General features: G+C 46.5%; 19 protein-coding genes. 7 read left to right on the forward strand and 12 right to left on the reverse strand.

Going from position 1 to position 24372, the window contains the following annotated elements; genetic code table 11:
• Positions 1 to 183: 183 nt before the first annotated feature.
• Both JGK22_RS28040 and JGK22_RS28045 read right to left on the reverse strand, forming a co-directional pair.
• Complete coding sequence (locus JGK22_RS28040; protein WP_293175615.1) at positions 184 to 939, reverse strand: phycobilisome rod-core linker polypeptide; 756 nt, start codon at positions 937 to 939, stop codon at positions 184 to 186.
• Positions 940 to 1152: 213 nt separating this feature from the next.
• Entirely contained in the window at positions 1153 to 1749 is a 597-nt protein-coding gene (locus JGK22_RS28045) for a phycobiliprotein lyase (RefSeq protein WP_293175617.1), read from the reverse strand.
• A gap of 234 nt (positions 1750 to 1983) precedes the next feature.
• Between JGK22_RS28045 and JGK22_RS28050 the strand changes: the two genes are divergently transcribed.
• Positions 1984 to 2154, forward strand: coding sequence for an NblA/ycf18 family protein (locus JGK22_RS28050; protein WP_293175619.1), 171 nt, complete (start codon positions 1984 to 1986; stop codon positions 2152 to 2154).
• A 631-nt stretch (positions 2155 to 2785) separates the two neighbouring features.
• On the opposite strand, the gene pstB is transcribed toward JGK22_RS28050, so the two are convergent.
• From pstB to pstS, 4 genes are all read right to left on the reverse strand, one after another.
• Entirely contained in the window at positions 2786 to 3580 is a 795-nt protein-coding gene (gene pstB / locus JGK22_RS28055; RefSeq protein ID WP_293189816.1) for a phosphate ABC transporter ATP-binding protein PstB, read from the reverse strand.
• 123 nt (positions 3581 to 3703) lie between these two features.
• Complete coding sequence (pstA, locus tag JGK22_RS28060; RefSeq protein WP_293189794.1) at positions 3704 to 4597, reverse strand: phosphate ABC transporter permease PstA; 894 nt, start codon at positions 4595 to 4597, stop codon at positions 3704 to 3706.
• A gap of 32 nt (positions 4598 to 4629) precedes the next feature.
• Positions 4630 to 5586, reverse strand: a complete 957-nt coding sequence (gene pstC, locus JGK22_RS28065; protein ID WP_293175623.1) for a phosphate ABC transporter permease subunit PstC — start codon at positions 5584 to 5586, stop codon at positions 4630 to 4632.
• 284 nt (positions 5587 to 5870) lie between these two features.
• Complete coding sequence (gene pstS, locus JGK22_RS28070; protein ID WP_293175625.1) at positions 5871 to 7052, reverse strand: phosphate ABC transporter substrate-binding protein PstS; 1182 nt, start codon at positions 7050 to 7052, stop codon at positions 5871 to 5873.
• 364 nt (positions 7053 to 7416) lie between these two features.
• On the opposite strand from pstS, the gene JGK22_RS28075 reads away from it, so the two are divergent.
• Complete coding sequence (locus JGK22_RS28075) at positions 7417 to 7995, forward strand: biotin transporter BioY (RefSeq protein WP_293175627.1); 579 nt, start codon at positions 7417 to 7419, stop codon at positions 7993 to 7995.
• A 192-nt stretch (positions 7996 to 8187) separates the two neighbouring features.
• Entirely contained in the window at positions 8188 to 8697 is a 510-nt protein-coding gene (gene lspA / locus JGK22_RS28080; RefSeq protein ID WP_293175629.1) for a signal peptidase II, read from the forward strand.
• 280 nt (positions 8698 to 8977) lie between these two features.
• On the opposite strand, the gene JGK22_RS28085 is transcribed toward lspA, so the two are convergent.
• Complete coding sequence (locus JGK22_RS28085; protein WP_293175631.1) at positions 8978 to 10216, reverse strand: DUF1501 domain-containing protein; 1239 nt, start codon at positions 10214 to 10216, stop codon at positions 8978 to 8980.
• 442 nt (positions 10217 to 10658) lie between these two features.
• Positions 10659 to 12221, reverse strand: a complete 1563-nt coding sequence (locus tag JGK22_RS28090; RefSeq protein WP_293314230.1) for a DUF1800 domain-containing protein — start codon at positions 12219 to 12221, stop codon at positions 10659 to 10661.
• Between the two features lie 336 nt (positions 12222 to 12557).
• Here JGK22_RS28090 and JGK22_RS28095 point away from each other — a divergent pair, with 336 nt between their 5' ends.
• Together JGK22_RS28095 and JGK22_RS28100 are read left to right on the forward strand one after the other, a co-directional pair.
• Positions 12558 to 14171, forward strand: coding sequence for a radical SAM protein (locus JGK22_RS28095; protein WP_293314232.1), 1614 nt, complete (start codon positions 12558 to 12560; stop codon positions 14169 to 14171).
• A 475-nt stretch (positions 14172 to 14646) separates the two neighbouring features.
• Complete coding sequence (locus tag JGK22_RS28100; protein WP_293175637.1) at positions 14647 to 14847, forward strand: hypothetical protein; 201 nt, start codon at positions 14647 to 14649, stop codon at positions 14845 to 14847.
• Here the strand turns inward: JGK22_RS28100 and JGK22_RS28105 are convergent.
• The gene (locus JGK22_RS28105; protein WP_293175639.1) at positions 14834 to 15052 is read right to left on the reverse strand and encodes a helix-turn-helix transcriptional regulator; all 219 of its coding nucleotides are present in this window, start codon (positions 15050 to 15052) and stop codon (positions 14834 to 14836) included. The genes JGK22_RS28100 and JGK22_RS28105 overlap by 14 nt on opposite strands.
• Before the next feature lie 296 nt (positions 15053 to 15348).
• Between JGK22_RS28105 and JGK22_RS28110 the strand changes: the two genes are divergently transcribed.
• Positions 15349 to 15822, forward strand: coding sequence for a hypothetical protein (locus tag JGK22_RS28110; protein ID WP_293189789.1), 474 nt, complete (start codon positions 15349 to 15351; stop codon positions 15820 to 15822).
• Positions 15823 to 16082: 260 nt separating this feature from the next.
• Here the strand turns inward: JGK22_RS28110 and JGK22_RS28115 are convergent, their stop codons facing one another.
• The 3 genes from JGK22_RS28115 to JGK22_RS28125 form a co-directional block, all read right to left on the reverse strand.
• Entirely contained in the window at positions 16083 to 17297 is a 1215-nt protein-coding gene (locus JGK22_RS28115; RefSeq protein ID WP_293175641.1) for a glutathione S-transferase family protein, read from the reverse strand.
• A gap of 420 nt (positions 17298 to 17717) precedes the next feature.
• Positions 17718 to 18593: a tetratricopeptide repeat protein gene (locus JGK22_RS28120; RefSeq protein WP_293204491.1), complete on the reverse strand. Its 876-nt coding sequence runs from the start codon at positions 18591 to 18593 to the stop codon at positions 17718 to 17720.
• Between the two features lie 751 nt (positions 18594 to 19344).
• Entirely contained in the window at positions 19345 to 22581 is a 3237-nt protein-coding gene (locus JGK22_RS28125) for a hybrid sensor histidine kinase/response regulator (RefSeq protein WP_293314234.1), read from the reverse strand.
• A gap of 306 nt (positions 22582 to 22887) precedes the next feature.
• Here JGK22_RS28125 and JGK22_RS28130 point away from each other — a divergent pair, with 306 nt between their 5' ends.
• Positions 22888 to 23943 carry a circadian clock protein KaiA gene (locus JGK22_RS28130; protein WP_325314823.1) on the forward strand — a complete coding sequence of 352 codons (1056 nt, stop codon included), beginning with the start codon at positions 22888 to 22890 and terminating at the stop codon, positions 23941 to 23943.
• The last annotated feature ends 429 nt before the right edge of the window (positions 23944 to 24372 follow it).

Raw genomic sequence — 24372 nt, forward strand, 5'->3', positions numbered from 1 at the left:
TGAAAAAAGCCTCAAATGATTGCAGAGCAATTATTTGAGGTTTTGAGAATTCTGAATTCTTTTGAAATTAAATCCGATCGAATATCTGCGGAATGTGGGCTCAAGACTCAAAACTCTCTCAGCCTAAAAACTGATCGATTAAATCCATAGCCCGACACAAACAATAGTACCAAGCAGTATCAATTAGCGGCGAGGAACCATCGTGGCAATATTGATATTAGCCAGAGATACGCGCTGCGGCGGAGTAGCAGGCATGGACATATTCCGAGCCATATTCAAATAGTTCGACGGATCGCCAGCCTTCGCTTGCTGTTCTTGAGGAACAAAACGGCGAACTGTACTCTGCCAAATGATTTGCGGGAAGCCAAGCTGCGAGCGGTGGTACTCGTTGTAGCGAGGTGTCTTCAAATTGAAAGGAGTTTCCCCTCCAACACGCTGAGGCAAAATTCGGCGTTTTTGGTAAGGAATTGTATCGTAGCCGAAGTTGTCGAGGTACTCATCGCTATTGACCAATTCGTCAATAAACCCTTGAGGCCCCTTGGTTGCAACTACGATCGACCAAGCAATCTTTTCGCGATCGCTGTACACATCCCGGCCCAAAACGCGCTGCACGCACATTTCCACAAACCGGTAGTTGCTGTTAGTTTGGTAATTCCGCTCCAAGAAAGGCCCCGAAGTCGCCAAACCGCGAATGAAATCCCGCACAGTAATTTGGCCGAACTTGAGTTGCGACTCCAAAGACTTTTGGCGGTTGCTCTTCAGGATTTGGTGTTCGCTGTAAATCTGACGATATCCAGCCCAAATCAAATTTTCCATGTCCCCGGACGAGAGCACATTTTCAGTTGTGAAAACTCTGGGCTGCTCGTCGCCCCCTACTTCATAACCAGCAACGCGCTGGTTTTGACTCTTGGGGGCGTAGCTTAATAAAGGAAGCGCCACGTTAAAATCTCCGTTATCTCAAATTTCAGAAATAGTTGACACCGCGAGCTGCCAGCATAACGGATACAACTAACCAACATACAGATTAGGGGATTCCCGCAATCTAAATCCGATTTTCCTGAATTTTTGCAACAATCTGTAACATTTGTTGTCAGTGGGCAGTGGGCAGTGGGCAGTGGGCAGTGGGCAGTGGGCAGTGGGCAGCAAAATAAATTACCAGCCCAGAGCCGAGTAAAACTGGCTGGGAGGGGCTTGATCCTCTGCTGCTGGCTTAGCTGCATCGGAGTCTGGTTCCACTCGAACTTCCGTACAAAAAGTCGATGTGCTGAAACCGCCAAAGCGCTTTACCGCACTTGTCCGCATCCGCACGTTCGGAGTCGCAAACCAAAAACGCTCGATCGAACTCATGGTCTCGTATTCGGTAATCAGCAACAGCGCATCTTCATCATCCATCTCAAAACGGCCAGCCACCGGCACAATTTCCGCGTAGCCCCGTTCCCGCAACATCAAACCCTGCCGCGGATTTTCAGGATCGGGGACGATCGCGAATACGGTAGACCCCTTATGATTCTCATCATCCTTATCCCACGCCATAGTGCCGTGCCAAGTCACAAACGCTCCCCCAGCAGCCCGACTCGGATCGACTTCGTGCATCTGGCAAATCTCAGCCACTCGATCGTCATCCGCACCCAGCGCCGTTACTTGAATATTTGAATCTCCAATCTCCGCTTGGCGAAAAGCCAGATGGTGAGTGCTGCGCTGCGATCGCCACTCCCCAGCACTGCTCTGAAAAAACTCCATTGCATCCATACAAAATAGCTCCTTTGGCTTAGGCTTCCCGGTTTTTATCCCTGTTTTATGATAAAGCTCCCCCCACTTAGATGTACTTTTGCGACACAAATTAGTTTCAAAATGTGTACTTTGGACATATTGTCAAGCAGATGTTATGATAGTTTACAATAGAGGGAACACAACAAAGCCTGCGGAACGTCATTCCGATCTATCTCGCATCGATCTCACGTAACAAACTGGAGGAGCGATTTTATGGATATGCCTACAACCAGCCTCAGCATGGAACAGCAGTTTAAATTGCAACTGCTGCGCGAACAAGTCAAAACATTGAGTCAAGACCAAGCTCAGGAATACTTGCTAGAAGTGATGCGACAAAACATGGTCAAAGAAAACCTGTTAAAGTATTGGATGAAGAAGATGTGAGCTTTTCGAGAACTTCTTCAACAAAATCAGCTACTTGTATCTGCAAAAAGTACGATCGAGCTTTTAAACATAAAAACCAAGAATCTCGGCTCCTCCAAGAAACCGGGATTCTTCAGTTATCAAGAAATTGGGTTTAAAACCCTTTCTTCAGTGGCCGGCTTTTTCCATAATTAAGTAATGTAACATAGTATTGACTTTGGGGGCAATCAATTCTAGTCTAAAATTAGATTTTAAGGATTAAGTATCTCGCTGCAAAGCCAGGAAAAATCGTAATTAAAGTCAATCACAAACAACTAAAGATCAAGTTTTAGAAATGGTACGCGGGCCAGGACGTGAAACCAGGGATTTTAAATCCCTAAACGCTTGAGGAGCTTGTTGTAAGACAAGGATAGCAGCCCACCTTTTAAGGCAAAAGGATTGCGCCCAAGAACCCACGCTTGCGCGGGATATTAAGATCGAAATGTCTTAAGAATCCTCGTGCCTTAAGGCCGAGGAGTGTCAAGTCCGAATTGGTTCGTAGTAAGGACTTTAGTCCTGTGACGGATGAGGACTAAAGTCCTCACTACGAACCAATTTGATTGTCGTCGTTGGTGTAGCGTGATTGTTTCAACCTGTTGGAGACTCCGGCAAATCAACCAAAACGGCCGCTAACATAATCCATAGTAGACTCTTCCTTCGGATTTTGGAAAATCACCTCAGTCCTGTCGCACTCCACAAGATAGCCAAACCGCTTCCCATCGTCAGAAAGTTTAGCATTGAAAAAAGCAGTCAAGTCAGAAACCCGAGTAGCCTGCTGCATATTGTGAGTCACGATTACAATCGTATACTTCTCCTTGAGTTCCCGCATCAACTCCTCAATCTTAATCGTCGAAATCGGGTCAAGGGAAGCGCAAGGTTCATCCATCAATACTACATCAGGATTAATTGCGATCGCCCGAGCAATACACAAACGCTGCTGCTGGCCACCCGAAAGCGAAAAACCGCTTTGCTTCAGCTTATCCTTTACCTCATCCCACAAATAAGCTTGTTTGAGCGACTTTTCCACCAACTCATCCATATCTCCCTTATAGTTATTCACCCTCGCACCGTAAGCAATATTGTCATAAATCGACTTCGGGAAAGGATTCGGCTTTTGAAACACCATCCCAATCTTGCGGCGCACCTCCACAGCATCAATATCAGGATCGTAAAGATTTTGACCGTGATAATCAATTCGGCCTTCTAAACGAAAACCGTTAACCAAATCATTGAGGCGGTTAAAACATCGCAGAATTGTACTTTTACCGCAGCCAGACGGCCCAATTAAAGCAGTAATCTGATTTTTGGGAATCTCCATGCAAACATTTTTTACCGCGTGAAAAGCGCCGTAAAAAATATTGATATTCTCAGTACGTAAAACAGTTTCAGTCTTATTTGCCAGATTCATCATACACTTAATACTCCAATCGAATTTTACAAATGAAAATGTTATTGGTGATTGGTTATTGGTTCTTGGCCACCCCCAACGAATGACAAATAACAAATAACAAATAACAAATAACTAATGACTTCAATAAACCTTTTGGCGAGTAGCCCAACGAGACAGAATACTCGTCAGCAAAACCATCAACACCAAAATCAAAGAAGCAGCCCAAGCCAATTCTTTCTGTGCCTTAAAAGGAACCGTTGCAAAGTTGTAAACCAAAACCGAAAGACTCGGAGTTGGCTTATCAAATCCAGCCGGCCAAAAAGGCGAATTCAGCGCCGTGAAAATCAAAGGAGCAGTTTCACCAGCAGCGCGAGCAACCGCCAAAGTCACACCAGTTAAAATAGCCGGAATTGCCGCAGGTAAAACCACCTGCAACACTGTTTGATAATTAGAAGCACCCACACCAACCGACGCCCATCTGATATCCTGCGGGACAATTTGTAGAGCTTCGTCAGTAGTCCGCACAATCGTCGGTAACATCAGCACAGCCAGCGCCGCGCCTCCTGCAATTGCCGAAAAACCTCCCATATTTACCACGAACAAACCGTAGGCAAATACACCTGCAATAATCGATGGAACTCCGCTGAGGACATTAGTTGCAAAGCGCACCCAGCGAGCGACTTCGCCGCTGCTGAACTCTGACAAATAAACGGCGGCCAATACGCCAAAAGGAACAGCAATTAGAGAGGCAATTCCTACGGTCATTAATGTACCGATAATTGCGTTAGCGATACCGCCTCCCGACAGTCCAGGCGGGGGTGGCAATTTGGTAAATAAGTCTAAATTTAGGCGGTTAAAACCCTGTATGGTTACGTAGGAAAGGACTGCAAACAAAGGCAGCAGAGTGATAGCCATACAAGCTCCAGCTATTCCGGTCATCGCCAGATTTAACAGAGTTCTAGGGCTATTTTTGACCTTCTTTAAACTGCCTACTTTCTGTTCTAAAGAATTCTCGTCAGGGACGGGATTTGACATAAATAAAGCTATTAGGAAATTGTGGCAAACTTCTAGTTGTACTTGGCTCTTACTTGAGAAACAATCCACTCTGCCAAAACATTAACAATCAGCGTCATGATAAACAGAATTAGTCCCGTGTACATCAGAGCAGACACTTGCAAGCCGGAAGCTTCGGCAAATTGATTTGCCATCAAAGAAGCAATAGTATTTGCAGGAGCTAGCACAGAAGCACTTAACTGATTGGAATTGCCAATTAACAGGGTGGCTGCCATTGTTTCTCCCATCGCGCGGCCCAGGCCGAGCATGATTCCGCCGACAATCCCGGAAAAAGCTGCGGGTACTAGCACTCTAAAAATTGTTGTCCAGCGAGTTGCTCCCAAACCTAGAGATGCTTGTCGCAATTCGGGCGGGAGACTGGCTAAAGAGTCGCGGGAGATAGCAGTAATAATGGGCAAAGTCATGATTCCCAAGATTACTCCGGCAGGTAACATTCCCGGGCCAACTGGCGGAGTGCTAAAAATCGGCAGCCATCCAAAGTTACCGTTGAGAAACTTTCCGATGCTGGTAAGTATGGGAATCAATACAGCAATTCCCCACAAACCGTAGACTACGCTGGGAATGGCGGCTAAAAGTTCTACTAAAAAAACTAAAGCTGTGCGTACTGGGAGCGGCAAAAAATCTTCGCTCAGGAAGATTGCAGTCCCTACTCCTAATGGTACCGCAATTAGGAGCGCGATCGCCGAACTGACGATCGTCCCATAAATCATCGGCAGCGCGCCGTACTCTTCTTTAACCGGATTCCAGCTACTGCTAAATAGAAATCCCAAACCGTACTGTTGAATCGCAGGTAACGCTCTATAAGCAACCGTCACGGCGATTACCAGCAAGATTACACCCACTCCGATGCCCAAAATGCGCGTCAGCCAGATAAAGGCTTGGTCTAACGACTTTTCTGCTCTTGAGCGCGATCGACTCTCTAATTGAGGGCTATTATTATCTGAAACCATAAACAAAAAACCCAAATAATAGTAGTGAGAAAGATTAATTTTAAGAAAAAGCTAGCTGGAAGAAAGCAGAAAGAAAAAGAATAAAAAAATCAAAGGGGCGGGTTGATTAATCCCGTGACTTTTCAACAAATATTTCTGGTGAAGCCCGCCGCTTTGATTTTGAAAGACGTAGATTGCGATTTACCTTTGGGTGGGGGCGGGTTTACGAGATTATTGGTTTTAGGCAATTATTGTTGGTGAATCCGCCCCTACAGAAATATCTCTCTTCTTTCTTCCTTCAATCGCTATTTGGCAACTTCAATTTTGTAGTCGGCGCTGATGCCGTCGGCCGCCGCGGCTACTTTTTCTTTAACACTTGCAGGCAAAGGAACGTAGCCCAATTCAGAACTAACTTTTTGACCTTCATTTAAGCCGTATTCAACCATTGCCTCGATGGTTTTAGCTTTGTTGGGGTCAGCAACTTTTTTGGGGACGAGCATCCAAGTGTAGGTGACAATTGGATAGGATTCAGCGCCTTCTGGGTCTTCGATAAATGCTCGCAGGTTTTCCGGCAGGGGCACTGTTGCTAGAGCTTTAGAAGCTGAGTCGTCGGTAGGTGTGACAAAGGTGCCTGCTTTGTTTTGCAAAGATGCAAATTTGACGTTGTTGTTTTTGGCATAGCCGTATTCTATGTAGCCGACGCTGCCTGCGGTTTGCAGGATTTGGGCTGTGATGCCTTCGTTGCCTTTTGCACCAATAAAAGTACCTGTTTTGGGCCACTCTACTGTTTTGCCGTCACCTACTGCGGTTTTCCAGTCAGGGCTGATGGCACTCAGGTGTTTGGTGAAGACGGCTGTTGTACCGCTACCGTCGGAACGGTGGATGACGGTGATGGCTTGGTCTGGCAATTTAGCGCCTGGATTGGCTGCGGCAATTTTGGGGTCGTTCCACTTGGTAATTTTACCTTGGAAGATTTCTGTGTAAACATCCCGTGGCAGTTTGAGTTCGGGTACGTCTGGCAGGTTGTAGCCGATAACGATGCTGCCGGCTGTCATGGGCAACAAAATCACGCCTTTGTCTGCTGGAACTTTGGCGATTTCGTCGTCTTTCATGGCGGTGTCGCTAGCGCCAAAGTCTACTGTGCCTTTGGTGAATTGTTCGATTCCGGCGCCGCTACCTACTGATTGATAGTTAATTTGTACTTTGGGGTTGATTTTGTTGAAGTCTTGAAACCAACGCTGGTATAGAGGTGCGGGGAATGATGCGCCTGCTGCTGTGATTGCTACGTCTGAGGCGAGGGCGAGTTTGGTGTTGGTTGCTGCTGCAACGGGGGCAGCGCCGGGGGTTGCTGCGGTGTCGCTGCCGGGGCTGGGGCTGCTGCTGGTGGTGCTGCCACCGCCGCAAGCTGCTAAGCTGAGGGCGATCGCCATAGCAGAAATTGCTGTGGTAACACGATTCGGATTTATCAAGTTGATACGAAAAATCATAAGTATAGAAATTTGCGATCGTTATACGGGTGTCGCGCACTAGCATATCGCGCGAAAGTAAAGCTTAGGTTAAAAATCTTTACATTTTATCTTAATCTAATGTTAACCAAGATTAAATTCATTCATGAGCTTGACAAGTGTGATTTTTTTAGATATATGCCAAATAAATTAGTAGAGAAACAAGGATGCGATCGCGCGATCGCGAACAATTCCACATTAGGCGATCGGCACATCCAGACTTGAGAACCATAAAACCCTACAATGGTGGTTGTTTTGACAAGGTGCTAGTATTGAGAACTTAAATGCTGCTAGCGTTGAAGCTGGCATCTGAGGAATACCTTCTGACGAACACCGTTTGACGATCATGCCTGCTCCTATCGAATTAATCTGGGCTGTTATTGGTTTGCTCCTAACGATAGGAGGCACTTTTTTGCCTGCATCTGTGACAATGCCGATCGGGTTTTGGGACGATCGCGGACTTCAGGCGTACTCTTTAGGTGTTACCTATCAAATTGGAGCAGTATTGCTAGTAGGCTGCATGGGTGGCAAAAATGCGGCGGCTCTCTCGCAAATTGCCTATTTGGTATTAGGATTGACTTTGTGGCCAGTTTTTGCTCAAGGTGGCGGCATCGGCTACATTAAAGAAGCGAGTTTTGGGTATTTGTTGGGTTTCGTGCCTGGTGCTTGGGTGTGCGGCTGGGTCGCTTTTAAGGTTGCTTCGCGGTTGGAATCGATCGCTTTTAGTTGTTTGTGCGGTTTATTTACAGTTCACGCGATCGGCTTAATTTATCTGATTTTTAATTACTTGCTGATTCCGGGTAAAAAAACACCTTTATTGAATGAGATTCTGAAATATTCTGTTTATCCTCTGCCAGGCCAATTGGCTGTGGTTTGTGCGATCGCACTTCTGTCATTTACTTTGCGCCGCTTGATGTTTTATTAATTGGGGAATTGGGGCATAGGGCATAGGGCATAGGGCATAGGGCATTGGTAATTGTGCAAAATTGGGTTATAGTATCATTCTGCAACGGGAAAGTCATCTCGCTGCGGGTGGGAAAGATCGGCTAAACTGCTGAAACGCGAGATTTGAGTGAATTATCCCATGCCCGATGCCCTATCTTTTATTCCCTAATCCATGCGTTTTAAAAGAAATCCCTTGTTCTGGGTAGCTGCTATTATCAGTTTAGTTTTAGACCACCTGAGCAAGTTTTGGGTGGTGCAAAATTTTGACTTGACGGTTCCTCCGCAGACTCAGCCGCTGTTACCGGGGATATTTCACTTCACTTATGTTGTTAATACCGGTGCGGCTTTTAGTTTGTTTAGCAATGGTGGGGCGAGTTGGTTGCGCTGGCTGTCTTTGGGTGTGAGTGTGGGATTGATGATTTTGGCTTGGTTCGGGCCGCGAATTAACCGCTGGGAACAAGCTGGCTACGGTTTGATTTTGGGGGGCGCACTGGGTAACGGGATCGATCGATTTATTTTGGGCCACGTTGTAGATTTTATCGATTTTCGGATCATTCGGTTCCCGGTATTTAATCTGGCCGATGTGTTTATTAATGCTGGGATTATCTGTTTGCTGATTGCAACTTTTCACGGTGCACCGCCGCCGAGAAACCGAGATGATAGCGATTCTATTTCAGAGTAATAGGATTTTTATCAAGTCTTTGTACGACATAATTGTTGGCGGAGTCAAACGAATGTTGTTTGCACTCTGCTGGCGATAACACAGGTGCGTCGCTACTCGAAAAGTCGATTTTTTTGAGAGATTGTGAATGGCGACGCACCCTACGGGTTTCTCACTCATTTACCAGAAGAATTGGTTGAAAGCCTCTCCCTTTGAGGGAGAAATTAAAATCAGACTATTCATTATTCCAATCCTCGAACTTAAGGGTAGAGGTCGCTATCAAACTGTCAACTGTCAACTGTCAACTGTCAACTGTTGAAACTAACCCAACGATTCGATTTGATTGATAACCGGGAAAAACTCGATCGACCTTTTCCCCATCCAGCCGTAAATGACTCTGCAACAAAGTAGCAATTACATCTCGAAAATCCGTCGTCACGGCTAAATCGCGCTTTTGATACAACTGACTTTCATCCAATCCCGGCCACTCGCCATAAACTTTGCCGCCCTTAATATTACCACCCAAAAGCCACATCGCATTTCCGTGTCCGTGATCCGTGCCGCCGTTACCGTTTTCGCGCACAGTGCGGCCGAATTCTGAGATAACTACGATCGCACTTTCGGAGTAAACATCACCCAATCCCTGCACCAAATTCGCTAAACCCTGTCCCAGAGGGCGCAATCTTGCGGCTAATTGGCCTTGGGAACTTCCTTGATTGATGTGGGTATCCCAGCCTCCGAGGGCGAGGAAAGCTAGCTGAATGCTGGAGTCTCTCGCCATCAGCCGCCCCAATTGCGTCGCGTCGCCGGGGAAACCATCGGCTAAGGGTGCGCCGTTATTGGCGGCTTTCATTTCTGCATCTAAGTTAGCCAGCAGGGTTTGGCGGGCGGCGCGACTTTCTCGGTATGCTTGACCTAGTTGGTCGCTATCGCTGTAAAGTCGATCGAATGCGGTACCGATTTGGGGTTTGTCAATGGCGATCGGGCGGCTGGCATTTTTACCTAGTCTAAAGCTGGCAACTGCCATTTTTCCCGACAGGATGCGGGGTGTGGAGGTGCCACCATTCAAGGCTTGGACGGGGGAATTGGCGGATATGACTGACAGCAGGCGGTTCATCCAGCCGTCGGGGGTCTTGTTTTTGCCGGGAGTGCCACTTTCCATGTAGTCTTGCGCCTCGAAGTGCGATCGGGTGGGATCGGGAGAACCGCAAGCGTGGGCAAATGCGAGGGTTCCTTGCTGCCACAGCGGGGCGATCGCGCTGAGTGCGGGGTGGAGTCCAAAACGGCCGTCAAGGTCGATCGCACCGCCTTGCAGCCCCGGTTTTGGGATAGCTATTTTGGGTCGAGATTGATAGTAATTCGCTTCTTGGTAGGGAACAATTACGTTTAAGCCATCGACTGCGCCGCGCAAAAAGATGACAATTAATCGTTTGCTGTTCTTGGGTGCGGCGGCTTTCACGGCTAAACCGTGGAGTCCGACAGACATAATTGTCGAAGTTGAAAGCAATCCGGTTTGGATTAAAAATTGGCGTCTGTTCATGGTAATGGGTAATGGGTAATGGGTAATGGGTAATGGGTAATGGGTAATCGGTAATGGGTAATGGGTAATTGGTAATTGGTAATGGGTAATGGGTAATTGGTAATTGGTAATTGGTAATTGGTAATGGGTAATGGGTAATGGGTAATTGGTAATTGGGAATTGGTAATTGGGAATTGGTAATTGGTAATTGGTAATTGGGAATTGGTAATTGGGAATTGGTAATTGGAAGTTAAAGTGCTAACGCTCTTCCCTCTGGGAGCATCTCAGTTTTACAAGAAGCATTTTTTATTGTAGTGCTGTCCCCGCTCGCGTGCTTATACACCCACGCGAGTTCTCGACAGCACTATAAATGCAAAACTGAGATGCTCCCTTCCTTCTTCCTTCTTCCTTCTTCCCTCTTCCTTCTTCCTTCTTCCTTCTTCCTTCTTCCTTCTTCCTTCTTTTATCGGCGCATAAATTCTGGACTGCCCAAAATCAAAGCGGGGCGTAAATTAGCCGGACTGGAGGCGATCGCACTTTTGGTATTCGCCGAGAAATCATTCCCCAAAATATTAGCTAACTGCGACGGATCTATTAACTGGTTGCTATTTCTCGGGCCCATTGGCAAAGAGGAGTTAGAAGGAGTTGCGATCGCAGGTAACATCCATCCCGACTGATTGTTGTCAGCGGGAGGAGAGTTTAAATACAAGGGATTGGTGGCCAAAGCCGTGACAAAACTCAACCGACGGGCGATCGCATCTGGATTCAGCCAAGCATCTTGAGTATTCTTGTAACCGTCGGGAGTTGGGCAGCCGTAAGGTGCCATTCCTAGCTGTAGCAAAGTTGTGTACAGCGGTTGAAAATTTTCTACTGTCTTATTTGTCGATCGCACCGCCGATATAACGTATTGGTAGGGAGTTTTAAACTTAGCGCTGTAATTTTTTTTATCCCAGAATTCTCGGCTGCGGAACAAAGTATTTAAGACTTCGCGGATATCTCCATCAGTTTCGAGAAAGCGCTGGCTGAGGCGATCGACTAACGCATTTGGCGGGCTGTCAGCCACAAAATATTGAGCTAATTTATAACTGACGTGTTTGGCTGTGGCTGGGCTTTTGGCTAAAATATTTAAAGCTTGTTTTCCCTCGGTTTCGCCCGAACCTTTGATAGTTTTCCCGAGAAATATTTTATCGCTAAAATCATGGCGTTTGGCATCAAAATAAAAGCTGTAACCGTCCTTTTCAGATGGTCGCGGCCCAAATCCCCAACCTGTAAAAATGCGAGCTAATGCGATAACATCTTGTTGCGTATAACCCCCATTGACGCCTAAGGTATGCAGCTCCATTAACTCCCGCGCATAATTCTCATTTAATCCCCGAAATCCGCCTTTGGCTCCGATACTTTTTGGATCGGTATTTTGCCAATTATCTAAATAATACAACATGGCAGGATGACGGGAAGTTGCACCTAGCAAGTCCCGGAATTTACCCAGAGCGTAGGGTCTAATTGCTTCTTGTTCGTAGGCTCCTACCCAGAGTTTATTTAATCCTTTATCTGAGTAAACATTAAAGTGATTGTACCAAAAATCCACCATAACTTCTTGCAATTGGCGGGGACTTTCTGCCGATCGCAATAAACGAGCTTTAACTGCTTCTTGGAGAATTATCCGAGCCTTGATGCTGGCGGCTCTGATTGCTTCTGGCGTTGGTTTTTGACCGTTTTGCGATCGGCGGACACCGTATTCGACAAAGAGTTCTGCTGGTGTTTTTTGCAGGGTTTCTAACCTGTTGATGCGAGAGGTAAGGTTCTGAGGTTCGGGGATGGTTTCTGGGGAGAGTTGCTGTTGGATGTAATTTTCTGTGCCGTGCGATCGCACTTTTTCGATATCGCCCAATCGCGGGCCAAAACTAATGCGGTTGAGGAGATGCAGAATTTTGGAATTGTCGGGGGGACTGGCGGCGCTGCTGGAGGCGATCGGGCACAGCCACAAGTAGAGAAATAATGCCCCATGTTTGAGTTTCAGTTTCATAGTAGCTGCTGGGGGAACTATTGGTTAATTCTGTATGCCTTAGACTGGTTGGGCGGCAAAAAGGTTCAATAGTTTAGGATTTCGGCACTGGCGATGGAAAACCGGATTTTTTAACCAATACTTGCTTAAAACTCTCAATAAGAGTTAAAAAAACCCGGTTTCTTTGTGGGCGAGTGCGTAACTCCTACGGTTGTTAGTCATCAACGCCCAACATGGATACGCGGATGACACAAATTTATTATCCGTATCTCCGCAGGCGATCGCTGTCCGGCGGTCAGTCCATAGCATAAAATTAGAAAAGAAACAGATATTATTTTCCTAAAGCTAAACTTGCCAGTGACCCCTAATCCATTTGCCGAAGAACGCCTGCTATTTGCCCCAGCAACCCCCGATGCTGATGCTATTCCGACTATTTTTGCATTTCCCAACGAGTACACGGTTGGGATTACCAGTCTCGGCTATCAGATAGTGTGGGCAACTTTGGCCGTGCGATCGGATATTGAAGTCAGCCGTTTATTTACTGATATCAACGAACCACTTCCCCGACATCCAGAATTGCTGGGATTTTCGCTTTCTTGGGAACTCGATTATGTAAATATTCTCAATTTATTGGAATCTCTAGAAATTCCGATTTGGGCTTCAAAAAGAACTGACAATCATCCAATAGTATTTGGTGGCGGCCCGGTTCTTACGGCGAATCCGGAACCTTTTGCAGATTTTTTTGATGTAATTTTGCTGGGAGATGGCGAACATCTCATTGATAATTTTATTGATGCTTGTAAAGAAGTTCGTAGTGCCGACAGACAAACTAAATTGCGGCATTTAGCGCAAGTTCCTGGGGTTTACGTTCCTAGTTTGTACGAAGTAACTTATTTGGATGCCACGGAGGGGATTAAATCGATTCATCCTGTGGATTCTGAAATTCCTAGTATGGTGGAAAAACAGACTTATCGCGGCAATACTTTGTCTGCTTCTACTGTAGTGACAGAAAAAGCGGCTTGGGAAAATATTTATATGGTGGAAGTGGTGCGGAGTTGCCCAGAAATGTGCCGTTTCTGTTTGGCAAGTTATCTCACTTTACCATTTAGAACTGCGAGTTTGGAGGATTCGCTAATTCCGGCGATCGATCGCGGTTTAGCTGTGACTAATCGTTTGGGTTTGTTGGGTGCTTCTGTGACTCAGCACCCAGAATTTGAAGCATTGCTGGAGCATTTAAACCATCCGAAATACGACGGAGTGCGGCTGAGTCTTTCTTCGGTACGCACGAACACGGTGACAGTTAAGTTAGCGGAAATATTGACAAACAGAGATAGCAAGTCTGTGACGATTGCGGTGGAAAGTGGTAGCGAACAAGTTCGCAAGATTGTGAATAAAAAACTCACTAACGATGAAATTATTCAAGCTGCTATTAATGCTAAGGCTGGTGGCTTAAAAGGGATTAAGCTTTACGGTATGGCGGGAATCCCCGGCGAAGAGATGGAGGATTTGGAGGAGACAGTGGCGATGATGAAGGCGATTAGAAAAGCCGCTCCGGGTTTGCGCTTGACTCTGGGATGCAGCACTTTTGTCCCGAAATCTCATACTCCTTTTCAGTGGTTTGGTGTGAATAAAGATGCAGAGAAGAGGCTGAAGTTTTTAGATAAAGAATTGCGGAAGTTGGGATTAGAATTTAGACCTGAAAGCTATAACTGGTCTGTGATTCAGGGTTTGCTATCAAAGGGCGATCGCAGATTGTCTAAGCTGTTGGAATTAGTGCGACACTACGGAGATACTTTGGGAAGTTATCGGCGGGCTTTTAAGGAGTTGCGGGGAGAGTTACCGGAAATGGATTTTTATGTTTTCCAAGAGTGGGATTTAAATCAGGTTTTGCCTTGGAGTCATTTAAAAGGGCCCTTACCAGAAGCGACTTTGAAGAAGCATTTGGCTGAGGCTATGAGTCATTCGATTTGAGATTTTGGATTTTAGATTTGGAATCAATATTTCTGGTTCTCGATATTTCAATCGATTGCATTTGTCATGGAAAAATGTAGATTTTAAGACAATAATGGTACGTAGTTGCGCTTCAGCGCTCTTTCTTATATATAAAGCAATACGGTTCACTTAAGATAATAAAGGTACGTAGTTGCGCTTCAGCGCTCTTTCTTATATATAAAGCAATACGGTTCACTCATGTACTGCTAGTCGTGAAACTCCCATGAAAAATAGATACAGTTTGCTTCGTTCCTCTCGAAAGACAATCTTAAGTAAACCGTATTAGATTTTAAAATGGAGTATTTGCAGTTTAAGAGTTAGGAAATGGCGGAATGCAAAAGAAAGTTTGACAGTTATCCTATTTTCAGGCTCTAGGGGGTTAGTTTGATTTTAGGCGATCGACTTTATTTGCGATCTGGCGAGTGCAGAGGTGCGGATCTTTGAGATTTTCGATATGCAAGTTAGGGATTCTTCGCAGGATCCACACCCTACAATTACTGTTGCTTTGATCGTCAAATTTCCCGCAGGGAAACGGCACTGCCGTGTCCGAATTTCGGGGCAATTGTCGATCGCATTTAAAACTGCTATAATTTCTACCAAAAGGTCGATCGCCCAATCAAAACTCGATCGCCAAACAGCACCTACTTTTCCATGATGACCACAAAATCCTCAATCATCACGTCAAAAGTGCGGGCCAACTTGTACACTGCGGCAAAGTCAACCATCGCCATCCCCTGAGAGCGGGCATAATTGCTAATCGTACTGTACCCCACGCCCGATCGCTGGGCAACCTCCTTCAGCGTCCATCCCTTCTCGGCCGCCAACTCTCGAACCCGCAACCTGACTAAACCTTTACTCATATAAACTATTTACAAAATTTTGGATTTAGTATAATATAGCAAAAAGCGATCGCCCAGGTCATTCGATTTTAGATTTTAGATTTTAGATTTTAGATTGACTCTAAAGATGAATCTAGAAGCTGGAACGTTGGTCTAAAATTTGGGGCCGCTTACGGGAGAAATCGGCGCTTGTATCCGTTTGGCGGCAGAGTCAACGAAACTAAAGGCGATCGCCCGTTATAATTAATGCCGAGAGATAATTACTGTCGATCGCACCTAGCAGATAGACTGAGCTACCACCACCAGATGCAACTACAATGATATTAGAGAATCAGTTAAGATCGTCGTCAGCGATCGGCGCCTCAAAAATTATTCACAAATCGTTGATGGTCAATCCGCGATCGAGATTTGTCACCGAAGAAACCGTAGCACTTTTGTTCAACATCACGCCCGACCAAATTTACCGAATCGAATGCTGTCACAACATGGTGTACGTACACGCCAAAGGCCTCAGCAGATTCGTCAGCTACGCCGATTTCCCCCCAATCTTAGAAGTAAAACCGGCCTGCACCCAAGACTATCTCGGCTGGTACAAACGCTGGAAACGCACCCAAGCACCAGAATTTTGGACTAAATTTTATACGTACAACTTCAAAGCCGCTGTTTCAGTTGACAGCTTGCACGAGTGGGGTAAATTAGTCGCTACAGTTAAATTGGTAATTTCTGCCTCAGCATTGCAACAATTGCGCGATGTTTACGCTCAAGAAAAAACCTTAATGGAAAGTTTCTAAAGGGAGCATCTCATTTTGGTAAAAAGCATTTTTTCTTTGAGTGCGAGCGGGGACAGCACTACAAATGCAAAACTGAGATGCTCCCGAAGCTTTCTTGCCCTATCTTTTTTTAGGCGATTTGTCTAGGATTGCCGGACTGTCTGATTTTCAGGCAACCTGTCACCCCGTCAGCTCGATTATTCTCCTGCATCACCAACTAAGCGCGTGAGTCATTGCGCCAGCAGCAGCAACGATCGTTTCGCCTGATTCCGATCGCCCCCCTATACAAAATTAGCCGGATCTTGATCTCGCCGGTGCTTCACGGGAATAGGCTCACCTTGACCGTCACCCACGAGGGCGGCAGTTTCCTCTAAGCTTTCCCTCAGCCGTTTGGCCGCGTAAATGGACATATCGCGGGGCACATTTACCCGATCGCGCAAATACCGCAAAGCCCCATCAGAACCAACCGGCGGCGTACAACTTTCGCCAGTCACCATCAAAGTTAAAGCACAGCGCAAAGCCTCATCGAATAAGTTGTCATCAGCAGGGTTGACTTGAACGATCTTGTGGCGGTGTTTGATGACGCGCTGGAGTGCTTCAGCGCGGGAGGTTTCCGGTTCTGGATACATGACATCCGGGAGTCCGGCCCAAGGCCCATTATCTACGCGGGTTTTGTTGACTAGCATCTGCGGTTCACCGTTTTCATAGCACCCGCCCATTTGAGGTGGCAAATCGTGGACGTGCGTGTGGAAGTCGCTTTGAGTGCCGCGATAGGTGGGGCGACTTTCCATCCCTGCAAACCAGTCAGCAAAGCGCGGGTTTTCTTCCCGCAGCGAGTATCCTTTGTAATAGTAAAGACTGGCATTCATCCGTTCGACGTAGGGCGTAAAAATTACATCCGCAGTGCCAAACTCATCCAGAAAATATGGCCCGGGCGATCGCGCGAGTGCTGCTTCGACATCGGCGACGACGCTGATAAATTGCTTGCGGTTGTGTTGTTCTATTGCGGTTGAACTCGCCGGGTAGCACAGCCAAGAGCACCACGCTCTAAACAGCAGTCGCTCTAGGCGCCGCAGCGGAAGGACTTCGGGGTTTTTCATGCCCAAACTCAAGGGGCCGAAGACTTGTTCGAGGGCGATTAAGATATCATCGCTTTCGGTAATGATGCGGCCGTCTAGTTCGATCGCGGGTAACATTCCCGACGGCACTTTACGCTTGTACCAACTTTCTTTTGCCCCATAGCAGAACATGGTAACTTTTTCAATGCGGTAGGGAATTTGTTTTTCTTCCAACCACAGCCAGATTTTTTGGCAATAGGGACACCAGCCATGATTGTCGCGGTACAGGGTGACTCTCACATCGGATTCGGTTTTTCCGAAGAGGCGCAAGCGGGATTGAGAGTTGGTGGGGCCGTTGACTGTATCGACTTGAAAGTCGGTAAGGGCTTCTAGTTGTGTCCAGGTTAGGGGAGTGGCGATCATCGTAGTAGATGTCATAGTTCAGTTGACAGTTGACAGTTGACAGTTGACAGTTGAGCTGGGACAGCTATCTCTCCATAAAACGAAGAGGATTGGAGCAATGAATAATTTTGTTTTATTTTCCCCTAAAAGGAGGAGGCTTTAAACTTTAAACCCATTCTTCTTGGTAATATTATTTTAGACTTGGGATTTTAGATTTTAGATTTCAAATTGGAGATTGGATTAACTGATTCTAAGGATCTGCCTTGGAATCCATATCCAAGAGTACATTTTTGCTCAGGAATCATGTAAAAATAAGTTGCGTAACTTTTTAATTGGAGCCTTTAAATTAAATACAGTTTAGCAATGCACCTGATCAAGTTATTTTTACACGGCTCCTCAGCTAAAAAATGCTTTTAGGACTCTCCATCCTCACGACTAACCTAACTAGAATTCTAGTTACAATTGGGGAGATGGTGGGGCGTCTTGAATTTTGGCGAGTGCTGCTTTAATTTGGGGAGTTGCCAGGAAGTTTTGGGTGGCTGCAATCAAGCGATCGCCCCAGAGGTTGTCTTTGAGAAAAGTTACTGTGGCATAGCGTTTGTCCAATTTCAGGGCGGCTTCTCCCAGGGATAAACCTTTTTCTTTGTCGCCTTTGGTGTAAAGTGCTACTGCTAGAGCTAGCATTGGTTCTGCTGCTTTGTCGTCGATCGCGATCGCTTCTTGCCAGCGGCGGATGGCGTTATCGATATCTCCCATTTCGTATTTGACTAATCCAATATTGTTGACAGCCGGCCAGAGTTTTTTTTCTAAAGCAAAGGCTTTTTCATATTGGGCGATCGCGCGATCGAACTGCTTTAGCTTGTAAAAAGCGTTACCTAAATCAAATAATGCGCCCGGAGTGTCGGGCTTTATTTTTAACCCTGCTTGCAAGTATTCGGCTGCTTTCTCGTAGTTCGCTTTCCGAAAGTGAGCTTCTCCCAAGACAAATTTAATTGACGCATTTTCTGGCGACAGAGATTGAGCTTGCCCTAAAGCTTCAATGCCTTTGTCAAACTGCTCGATTTGAAGGTACAAGCTGCCTAACAAAGTCCAAGTTTGAGCATTCTTGGGGGCTAACTGCGTCGCGAGTTCGGCGCTGGGGACGGCGAGTTGGAACTGCTGGAGTCTCGCTAGCTGAACGGCTCGTTCTGCAAGGCTCAAGGCTGTCTGTTCGAGTCCGGCTGAGTCGATTTGCAGGGTGTAAGGCAGGAGTGCCTGACAGGCAACGGGCTTGGGCATTGTCCACAAACCGAGTGCGAGTAACAGAGATATTAGAGGAAGACGATTAGGCACGCTATCAGCCCCAGCAAAAAATATAATGGTTTCTCGATCGCCTATAATAACTCATATTTTTGACTTTTGATATTGTTTCTGGGAGCAGCTCAATTTTGATTTTATAGTGCGAGCGGGGAGGCTCGCTGGTTTATCTAACTAAGCGAGCGGGGACAGCACTCCAATAAAAAAATCCTTTTTACAAAAATCAGATGTTTTCTTGTTTCCTGACTCGCAACGCTGCGCGGTTTTCCCTAAAATAGTTTCCTGAATTTGTTTTTACTCCTAAGCAATACTTTTTATTAACTGCTTTCGAGAGCGCTGAAATTCTCACGGTAAATGGGTAATATCAAATCCGGTTGCATCGAAATTATGTAGTGCGAGCGTCACGAAGAGCGGCCTGAATCGCTCTTCGTGACGCTCGCACGCTCAACGATTCAAATATATAATTCCGATGCAACCGGAAACGATATAATTTATTCATTTTTACCAGAAAGAATTGGTTGAAAGCCCTTGCGCCCGATCGGGAGAAATTAAAATCAGACTATTCATTACTCCAATCCTCTTACTTCCAGGCAAAGGTCAATCGATTTTAGATTTTACATTTTAGATTTTAGATTTTAGAGGCGACCCCACGGATAAATTCGGGGGAAGAGAGGATTTTCGATTTTCGATTTGGGATTGATTCCACGGATAAATCACGTACCATATGCAGAAATTCGCTTGTCACTGTCAACTGTCAACTGTTAACTGTCAATTGAATGAATCGACTTTATTTAGTTAATAAAGTCTGTTGAATTTTGTCTAACAATTGTGCTGCTGACAAGGAAGAAGGCAAAATTTTGGCAGATACTTCTTGCAGCAGAAAGTCGATCGCCTCCGATTCCGAATTTACAGCAGAGCGATCGTCCCAGACTAAAATTGGCAGTTTGACAGCCATTTGCCGCAGGTTCGATAGCGCTTGCAGCATCGCGGACGATTCTGAGGGAGCATCGCGCAAGCACAGCAACACTAAGTCCACGCTTTGATATTGCAACTGCTGCAAAACTTCTGTCCAGCAGGGAGCGATCGCCCCTCGAAAGCCTGCGGTTTGGATGTACTGAATCAAAGCTTGAAAGTTGGGAGTAGAAAACTTGGCATGGGGTACGGGAATCTCGGCTTTGGTCGATCGATCGCCCTTTGCCAATTCTCCCGTCGGATTCCCCCGAGTCGTGCAGTGCAAGTCCGGTAATGTCAAAATGTCAGCAAATAAAATGCTGGGCTTCCAACTCATGCCCGCAGCTACTTGAATCACTTGCCACAAGGCAGATGCCCCCAACCCGGTGCCTGAGGTTTCACTGCCTTCAGGACTCCCGCCTGACAAACAGGGAAATACCGACAATCCTTTGACTTGATTTGCTAGTTGCGTCGTTACGGGGTCTAAAGTCACTAAGGGCAGAGAACCCAAATTTCGAGACAGACTTAACTGTTCGATAAAAGCTAAGGGATTTTGCAGTTGGCTGGTACTGTCCAAGACGATCGCATCGGGCCGCCAAATTCGGGCCACGAGTTCTGCTTGGCCGAGGTCGTCTGCTTCCAAAACTCGGCAGTAGTTGGGGTTGAGGAGTAAAGCAGAACCTTGAGAGGAACTGTTTTGCGGGCTGAGCCACAACACGGTTAAAGAACTCCTGACCTTGCTCGTACTGGCATCGGGGCGACCGATCGAGTCTGCCAACAGCCGCCGTAAAGCGGCTTCTTCCACCGGCAAGCTCAAAAAGCCTTCGGCGCGGTTGACAGAAGCCCGTTCTTTTTCGCCTCTGGTGGCTGTGACGATCGCCGGAATCGATCGAGTATCCGGATCGCTCTTCAGCAGCGTCAGCACGTCCCAGCCGGACAGCAGCGGCAGCAGCGGGTTGAGGAAAATCGCTTCGGGACTGAACCTGCGAGCTTTTTCCAGCGCTTCGGTGCCGGAACGGGCGACTATTACTTGGTAGCCCAAACCAGAGAGGACTTTGCTTAAATCTTCGATATATTTAGGAACTGCTTCGACTATTAACACTAAACGAGAGCGAGAATTGGCGATCGGAATCTGATATTTTGGTTTGAATAATTCTTCCTCGTTCCCTGTATGTGCTGGGAATTCTTCCCCGCTATTTCCCGGAGGATTTGGGGGCAGCAACAATGTAAATTCAGAGCCTTGGTTTTCTGAGGAAATAAACGAAACGTCTCCGCCGTGGAGACGGGCGAGCCGTTGAGTCAGTACCAGTCCCAGTCCGGTTCCTTGAAAGCGCCTGGTGAGCGGGCTTTCAAGCTGTTGAAATTTCTGAAAGATCAGGTGCTGTTTGTCAGCCGGGATGCCGATGCCGGTATCCCAAACTGTGAAGGCGAGCCAACCTTCCCAAACATTTACTTTCAATCCTATTTTGCCGCCAGCTTCGGTGAATTTTAGGGCGTTGGAAAGCAAGTTAACGAGCATTTGCCGCAGCCTTAGTTCGTCGGCAATTAAATAGCTCAGTCCCGGTTCTATTTCGAGTGTAAATTCGATTTTTGCGGATGGTTCTTCTTGAGAAGCTTCGCCCTTGGTTTGGCTGGGCTGGGAAGGTGATTTTTCTTCTTGCTGTTGCAGTTGTTTTGCTTGTTCAAAGGCTCTTTTGCAGGTGGCTGCTATTTCGACTGGTTCGGGAATTAGTTCTAGCTGCCCGGTTTCCATGCGGGTCAAGTCTAAAATGTCGTTCACTATTGTCATCAAATGCCGCCCGCTTTGATGGATTAGTTTGGCGTAGCGTGTTTGGCGATCGTTGAGTTCTCCGATCAATTTATCTTTGAGGAGGCTGGACAAACCGAGGACGGCGGTGAGAGGGGTTTTTAGTTCGTGGCTGATGCAGGACAAAAATTCGTCTTTTAGTCGGTTGAGGTGGATTAAATCTGCATTTTTTGCTGCTAGTTCTTTGGCGACTAAATGTTCTTCGGTGACATCTTGTCCCATTACTAAAATTAGTTGATTTGAGAGAGGCTGTTTGACAAATTGCCAGATCCGTTCTTGACCTGTTTGTACGGGACAGTCACAAATATATGTATCTGGTTTGCCGGCGGTGGGACACCAAGCTGGAGCGGTTAAGGTAGATGGAGAGGCGGCGGCGTACAGGGGTAGCGGACAACTGGTGGCTGCGGTTCCATCACGCGCGGCGAAGCTATCCCGCAGCCCCTCGCCCGATCGACTTGCTCCTACTAGGCTCCTGCACTCAGATGTGACGGCATCTACTTCAACGCTCTTGTATTCTGTTGCTACATGGCTTGGTTTGTGGGGCGAGTGTTTGCCCAAATTTGCTGTTGGTTCGGGAACTGGATCTGGGCCAGCTCCCAGCAAAATCCGCCACGCTGCGTTTTGGCTGACTATTTGGCCGGTGGGAGTTTGCAATCTCAGGGGTAGGGGCAGTTTTTCTAGGAGTTGGACTAGGGAGTTGAGGTTTTCCGAGGGTTTCAATCCTGCTTCTAGGAAGCGCACTTGAGATCCTAGGGCTGTGGCGATGGCTGCGGAAACCGTGGTTAATTCAATTTCTTTGACTGCTGTGGCTTCGGGCCTCAGGCTGCTGTTAACTGCGGCGAATTGCAGCAGGCTCTGACACTCTAGCATTCCTAAAAATTTCCCGCTGGCATCTGTCAGGCCGATCGGGCTTTTGGAGCCACCACCGGCGCTAAGGCCAGACTCCGCAGGGGTGTTAAGTTCCTCTATTTGCAAATATTCCCAGAATTCGCTGACGCTCAGAGTCCCAGGGATTACCCGGATCGGCTCGATCGGCAGCGAACTTGCTGACAAAGGTTGCTCCCAGTCGTTTGTGCGATCGATCGCCCAGACCCAAAAGCGGCTCAGGTAAACTAATCCTAGGGGTTGTAGCTGTTCGTTGACTACTGCAATTCGATCGCAGTTGCCCTGGCTGAAAATTGACTGTAGCGATGATAGCGCCGCCGTTTGGAGGCACAGGGGCACTAACTCGATAAAATTTTTGAGACTGGGGCTGGTGGTTGACATAACAAACCTGAGAGTCTGCTATCAATAGCAGTAATATTTTTGATACCAATGTAGCTGCCGATCTTTTGTATCTTATTTAGTTTTATACCAGTTCTCGATCGAGCCCCGGATCTGCACCGAGACCTACGAATTTGATGCCTGCACCTGATTTGAGGCAACTACCAATTATTTTAAGCCTTAAGCTTAATTGCAGAAATCAGGATAGGGGTGCTTGACACATCTGCCAATAAGTACACTCTGACGATCCCGCTGCTAAAAGCCGATCGCCATATTTTGCAGTTAAGATTGGTTACAATAAATGTTTAAATGATTGTTAAAATGTTAAGTATTTTATTATATAAGGAGATATCAACTCTGAGCGATCCAGCACTTTCGGGCAACTTGGGTAGTTCACCTACAGGTTTGCTGCCCCAACTGTCGATCGGTATTTTTATCCGCTCTGAAAAAAATGCCAGCGATGCGATCGAGCTTTTGAGCGGGGAACGCTATACGTTAACGCACATTAAATCGGCGGTGGAGTTTTTGGGATTCCTCAAGCACAATTACCACCTCGATTGTTTGGTTTTTGACGTAGATGACGTAGATAGGGATTTGCAATTGCTTTTGAGCAAGCTGCAAGAACGATCGCTCTTTTTACCTGCTGTGTTTTTTTTGCCCCAGCCGGCAGGGGATGGCAGCCAAGAAGCACCACCCTCAGATGCTTTGGAGGGCGCGGCGAGTACCGCCGAGAAGAGTCAAGATCAAAAAAGTTGTGCTTTTTTTTATCACCCGGCTGAGGTGCAACTACCAATCGCGAGATCGAGCGACCTAGGTACAAGTATCGATCGGGCGATCGCACAATTTCTGAAACTTTCAACTCCGGTTCCTGTCAATGACCAATCCGCAAGGGTCGATGCCACGGCCCAATTGACTGCTCAAAGTTTACTCCAACGACAGCAGCGCCGACTTGCGGAAAAATTACGGGAGCGATTAGGATACTTAGGTGTGTATTATAAAAGAAATTCTCAGATTTTTTTACGAAATCTTTCGGGAGAAGAGAAGCAAAAGTTTTTGGAGCAACTCAAGTCAAGTTATCGCGACATCGTTTTAAATTATTTTGATGAAGATACTGCGGTCAACAATCAAATAGATGAATTTGTAAATTTAGCTTTTTTTGCCGATGTTCCCGTGACTCAAGTTGTAGAAATTCACATGGAATTGATGGACGAATTTGCTAAACAGCTAAAATTAGAAGGCCGCAGCGAGGAAATATTGCTCGATTACCGCTTGACTCTGATTGACGCGATCGCTCATCTATGCGAGATGTACAGGCGATCGATTCCCAAAGAAACATCTCAAGTTCAGTTGACAGTTGACAGTTGACAGTTGACAGTTGACAGTTGTCACGAAGGAAGAAGGAAGAAGGAAGAAGCAAGAAGGAAGAAGGAAGAGTTGACAGTTGACAGTTGACAATTAAAAATCTTCAATCCCCAATCGAAAATCCAAAATCCAAAATCCTAAATCGTTTGACAGTTGACAGTTGACAGCTTGCCCCCCAAGTGCAGTCGAAGGGATGAGGGCGACATCTACCTGGAAGTCCGAGGATTCGAGTAATGAATAGTCTGATTTTAATTTCTCCCTACAAGGGTTCCGGCTTTCAACCAATTCTTTCTGGCAAAAGCAAGAAGCAAAAAGCAAGAAGCAAGGAAAAATGGCGTTGCTGAACTAGGGTATGATGAAATGGTCGTCGGAGCGTCACAAATCACACACATTTAAAAGGAATATTATGCAATGCCCGGAATGTCAGTCTAC

It is taken from the genome of Microcoleus sp. PH2017_08_TRC_O_A, from assembly GCF_020738665.1.
GTDB lineage: Bacteria > Cyanobacteriota > Cyanobacteriia > Cyanobacteriales > Microcoleaceae > Microcoleus.

What these genes read in the sequence shown, in the direction of transcription:
- pstB (WP_293189816.1), bottom strand. Translation starts at nt 3,580, where the DNA reads ATGAATCTGGCAAATAAGACTGAAACTGTTTTACGTACTGAGAATATC.
- JGK22_RS28115 (WP_293175641.1), bottom strand. Translation starts at nt 17,297, where the DNA reads ATGACATCTACTACGATGATCGCCACTCCCCTAACCTGGACACAACTA.
- JGK22_RS28045 (WP_293175617.1), bottom strand. Translation starts at nt 1,749, where the DNA reads ATGGATGCAATGGAGTTTTTTCAGAGCAGTGCTGGGGAGTGGCGATCG.
- JGK22_RS28125 (WP_293314234.1), bottom strand. Translation starts at nt 22,581, where the DNA reads ATGTCAACCACCAGCCCCAGTCTCAAAAATTTTATCGAGTTAGTGCCC.
- JGK22_RS28100 (WP_293175637.1), top strand. Translation starts at nt 14,647, where the DNA reads ATGCAAGTTAGGGATTCTTCGCAGGATCCACACCCTACAATTACTGTT.
- JGK22_RS28110 (WP_293189789.1), top strand. Translation starts at nt 15,349, where the DNA reads ATGATATTAGAGAATCAGTTAAGATCGTCGTCAGCGATCGGCGCCTCA.
- lspA (WP_293175629.1), top strand. Translation starts at nt 8,188, where the DNA reads ATGCGTTTTAAAAGAAATCCCTTGTTCTGGGTAGCTGCTATTATCAGT.
- pstA (WP_293189794.1), bottom strand. Translation starts at nt 4,597, where the DNA reads ATGTCAAATCCCGTCCCTGACGAGAATTCTTTAGAACAGAAAGTAGGC.
- JGK22_RS28105 (WP_293175639.1), bottom strand. Translation starts at nt 15,052, where the DNA reads ATGAGTAAAGGTTTAGTCAGGTTGCGGGTTCGAGAGTTGGCGGCCGAG.
- JGK22_RS28130 (WP_325314823.1), top strand. Translation starts at nt 22,888, where the DNA reads ATGATTGTTAAAATGTTAAGTATTTTATTATATAAGGAGATATCAACT.
- pstC (WP_293175623.1), bottom strand. Translation starts at nt 5,586, where the DNA reads ATGGTTTCAGATAATAATAGCCCTCAATTAGAGAGTCGATCGCGCTCA.
- JGK22_RS28090 (WP_293314230.1), bottom strand. Translation starts at nt 12,221, where the DNA reads ATGAAACTGAAACTCAAACATGGGGCATTATTTCTCTACTTGTGGCTG.
- JGK22_RS28085 (WP_293175631.1), bottom strand. Translation starts at nt 10,216, where the DNA reads ATGAACAGACGCCAATTTTTAATCCAAACCGGATTGCTTTCAACTTCG.
- pstS (WP_293175625.1), bottom strand. Translation starts at nt 7,052, where the DNA reads ATGATTTTTCGTATCAACTTGATAAATCCGAATCGTGTTACCACAGCA.
- JGK22_RS28050 (WP_293175619.1), top strand. Translation starts at nt 1,984, where the DNA reads ATGGATATGCCTACAACCAGCCTCAGCATGGAACAGCAGTTTAAATTG.
- JGK22_RS28075 (WP_293175627.1), top strand. Translation starts at nt 7,417, where the DNA reads ATGCCTGCTCCTATCGAATTAATCTGGGCTGTTATTGGTTTGCTCCTA.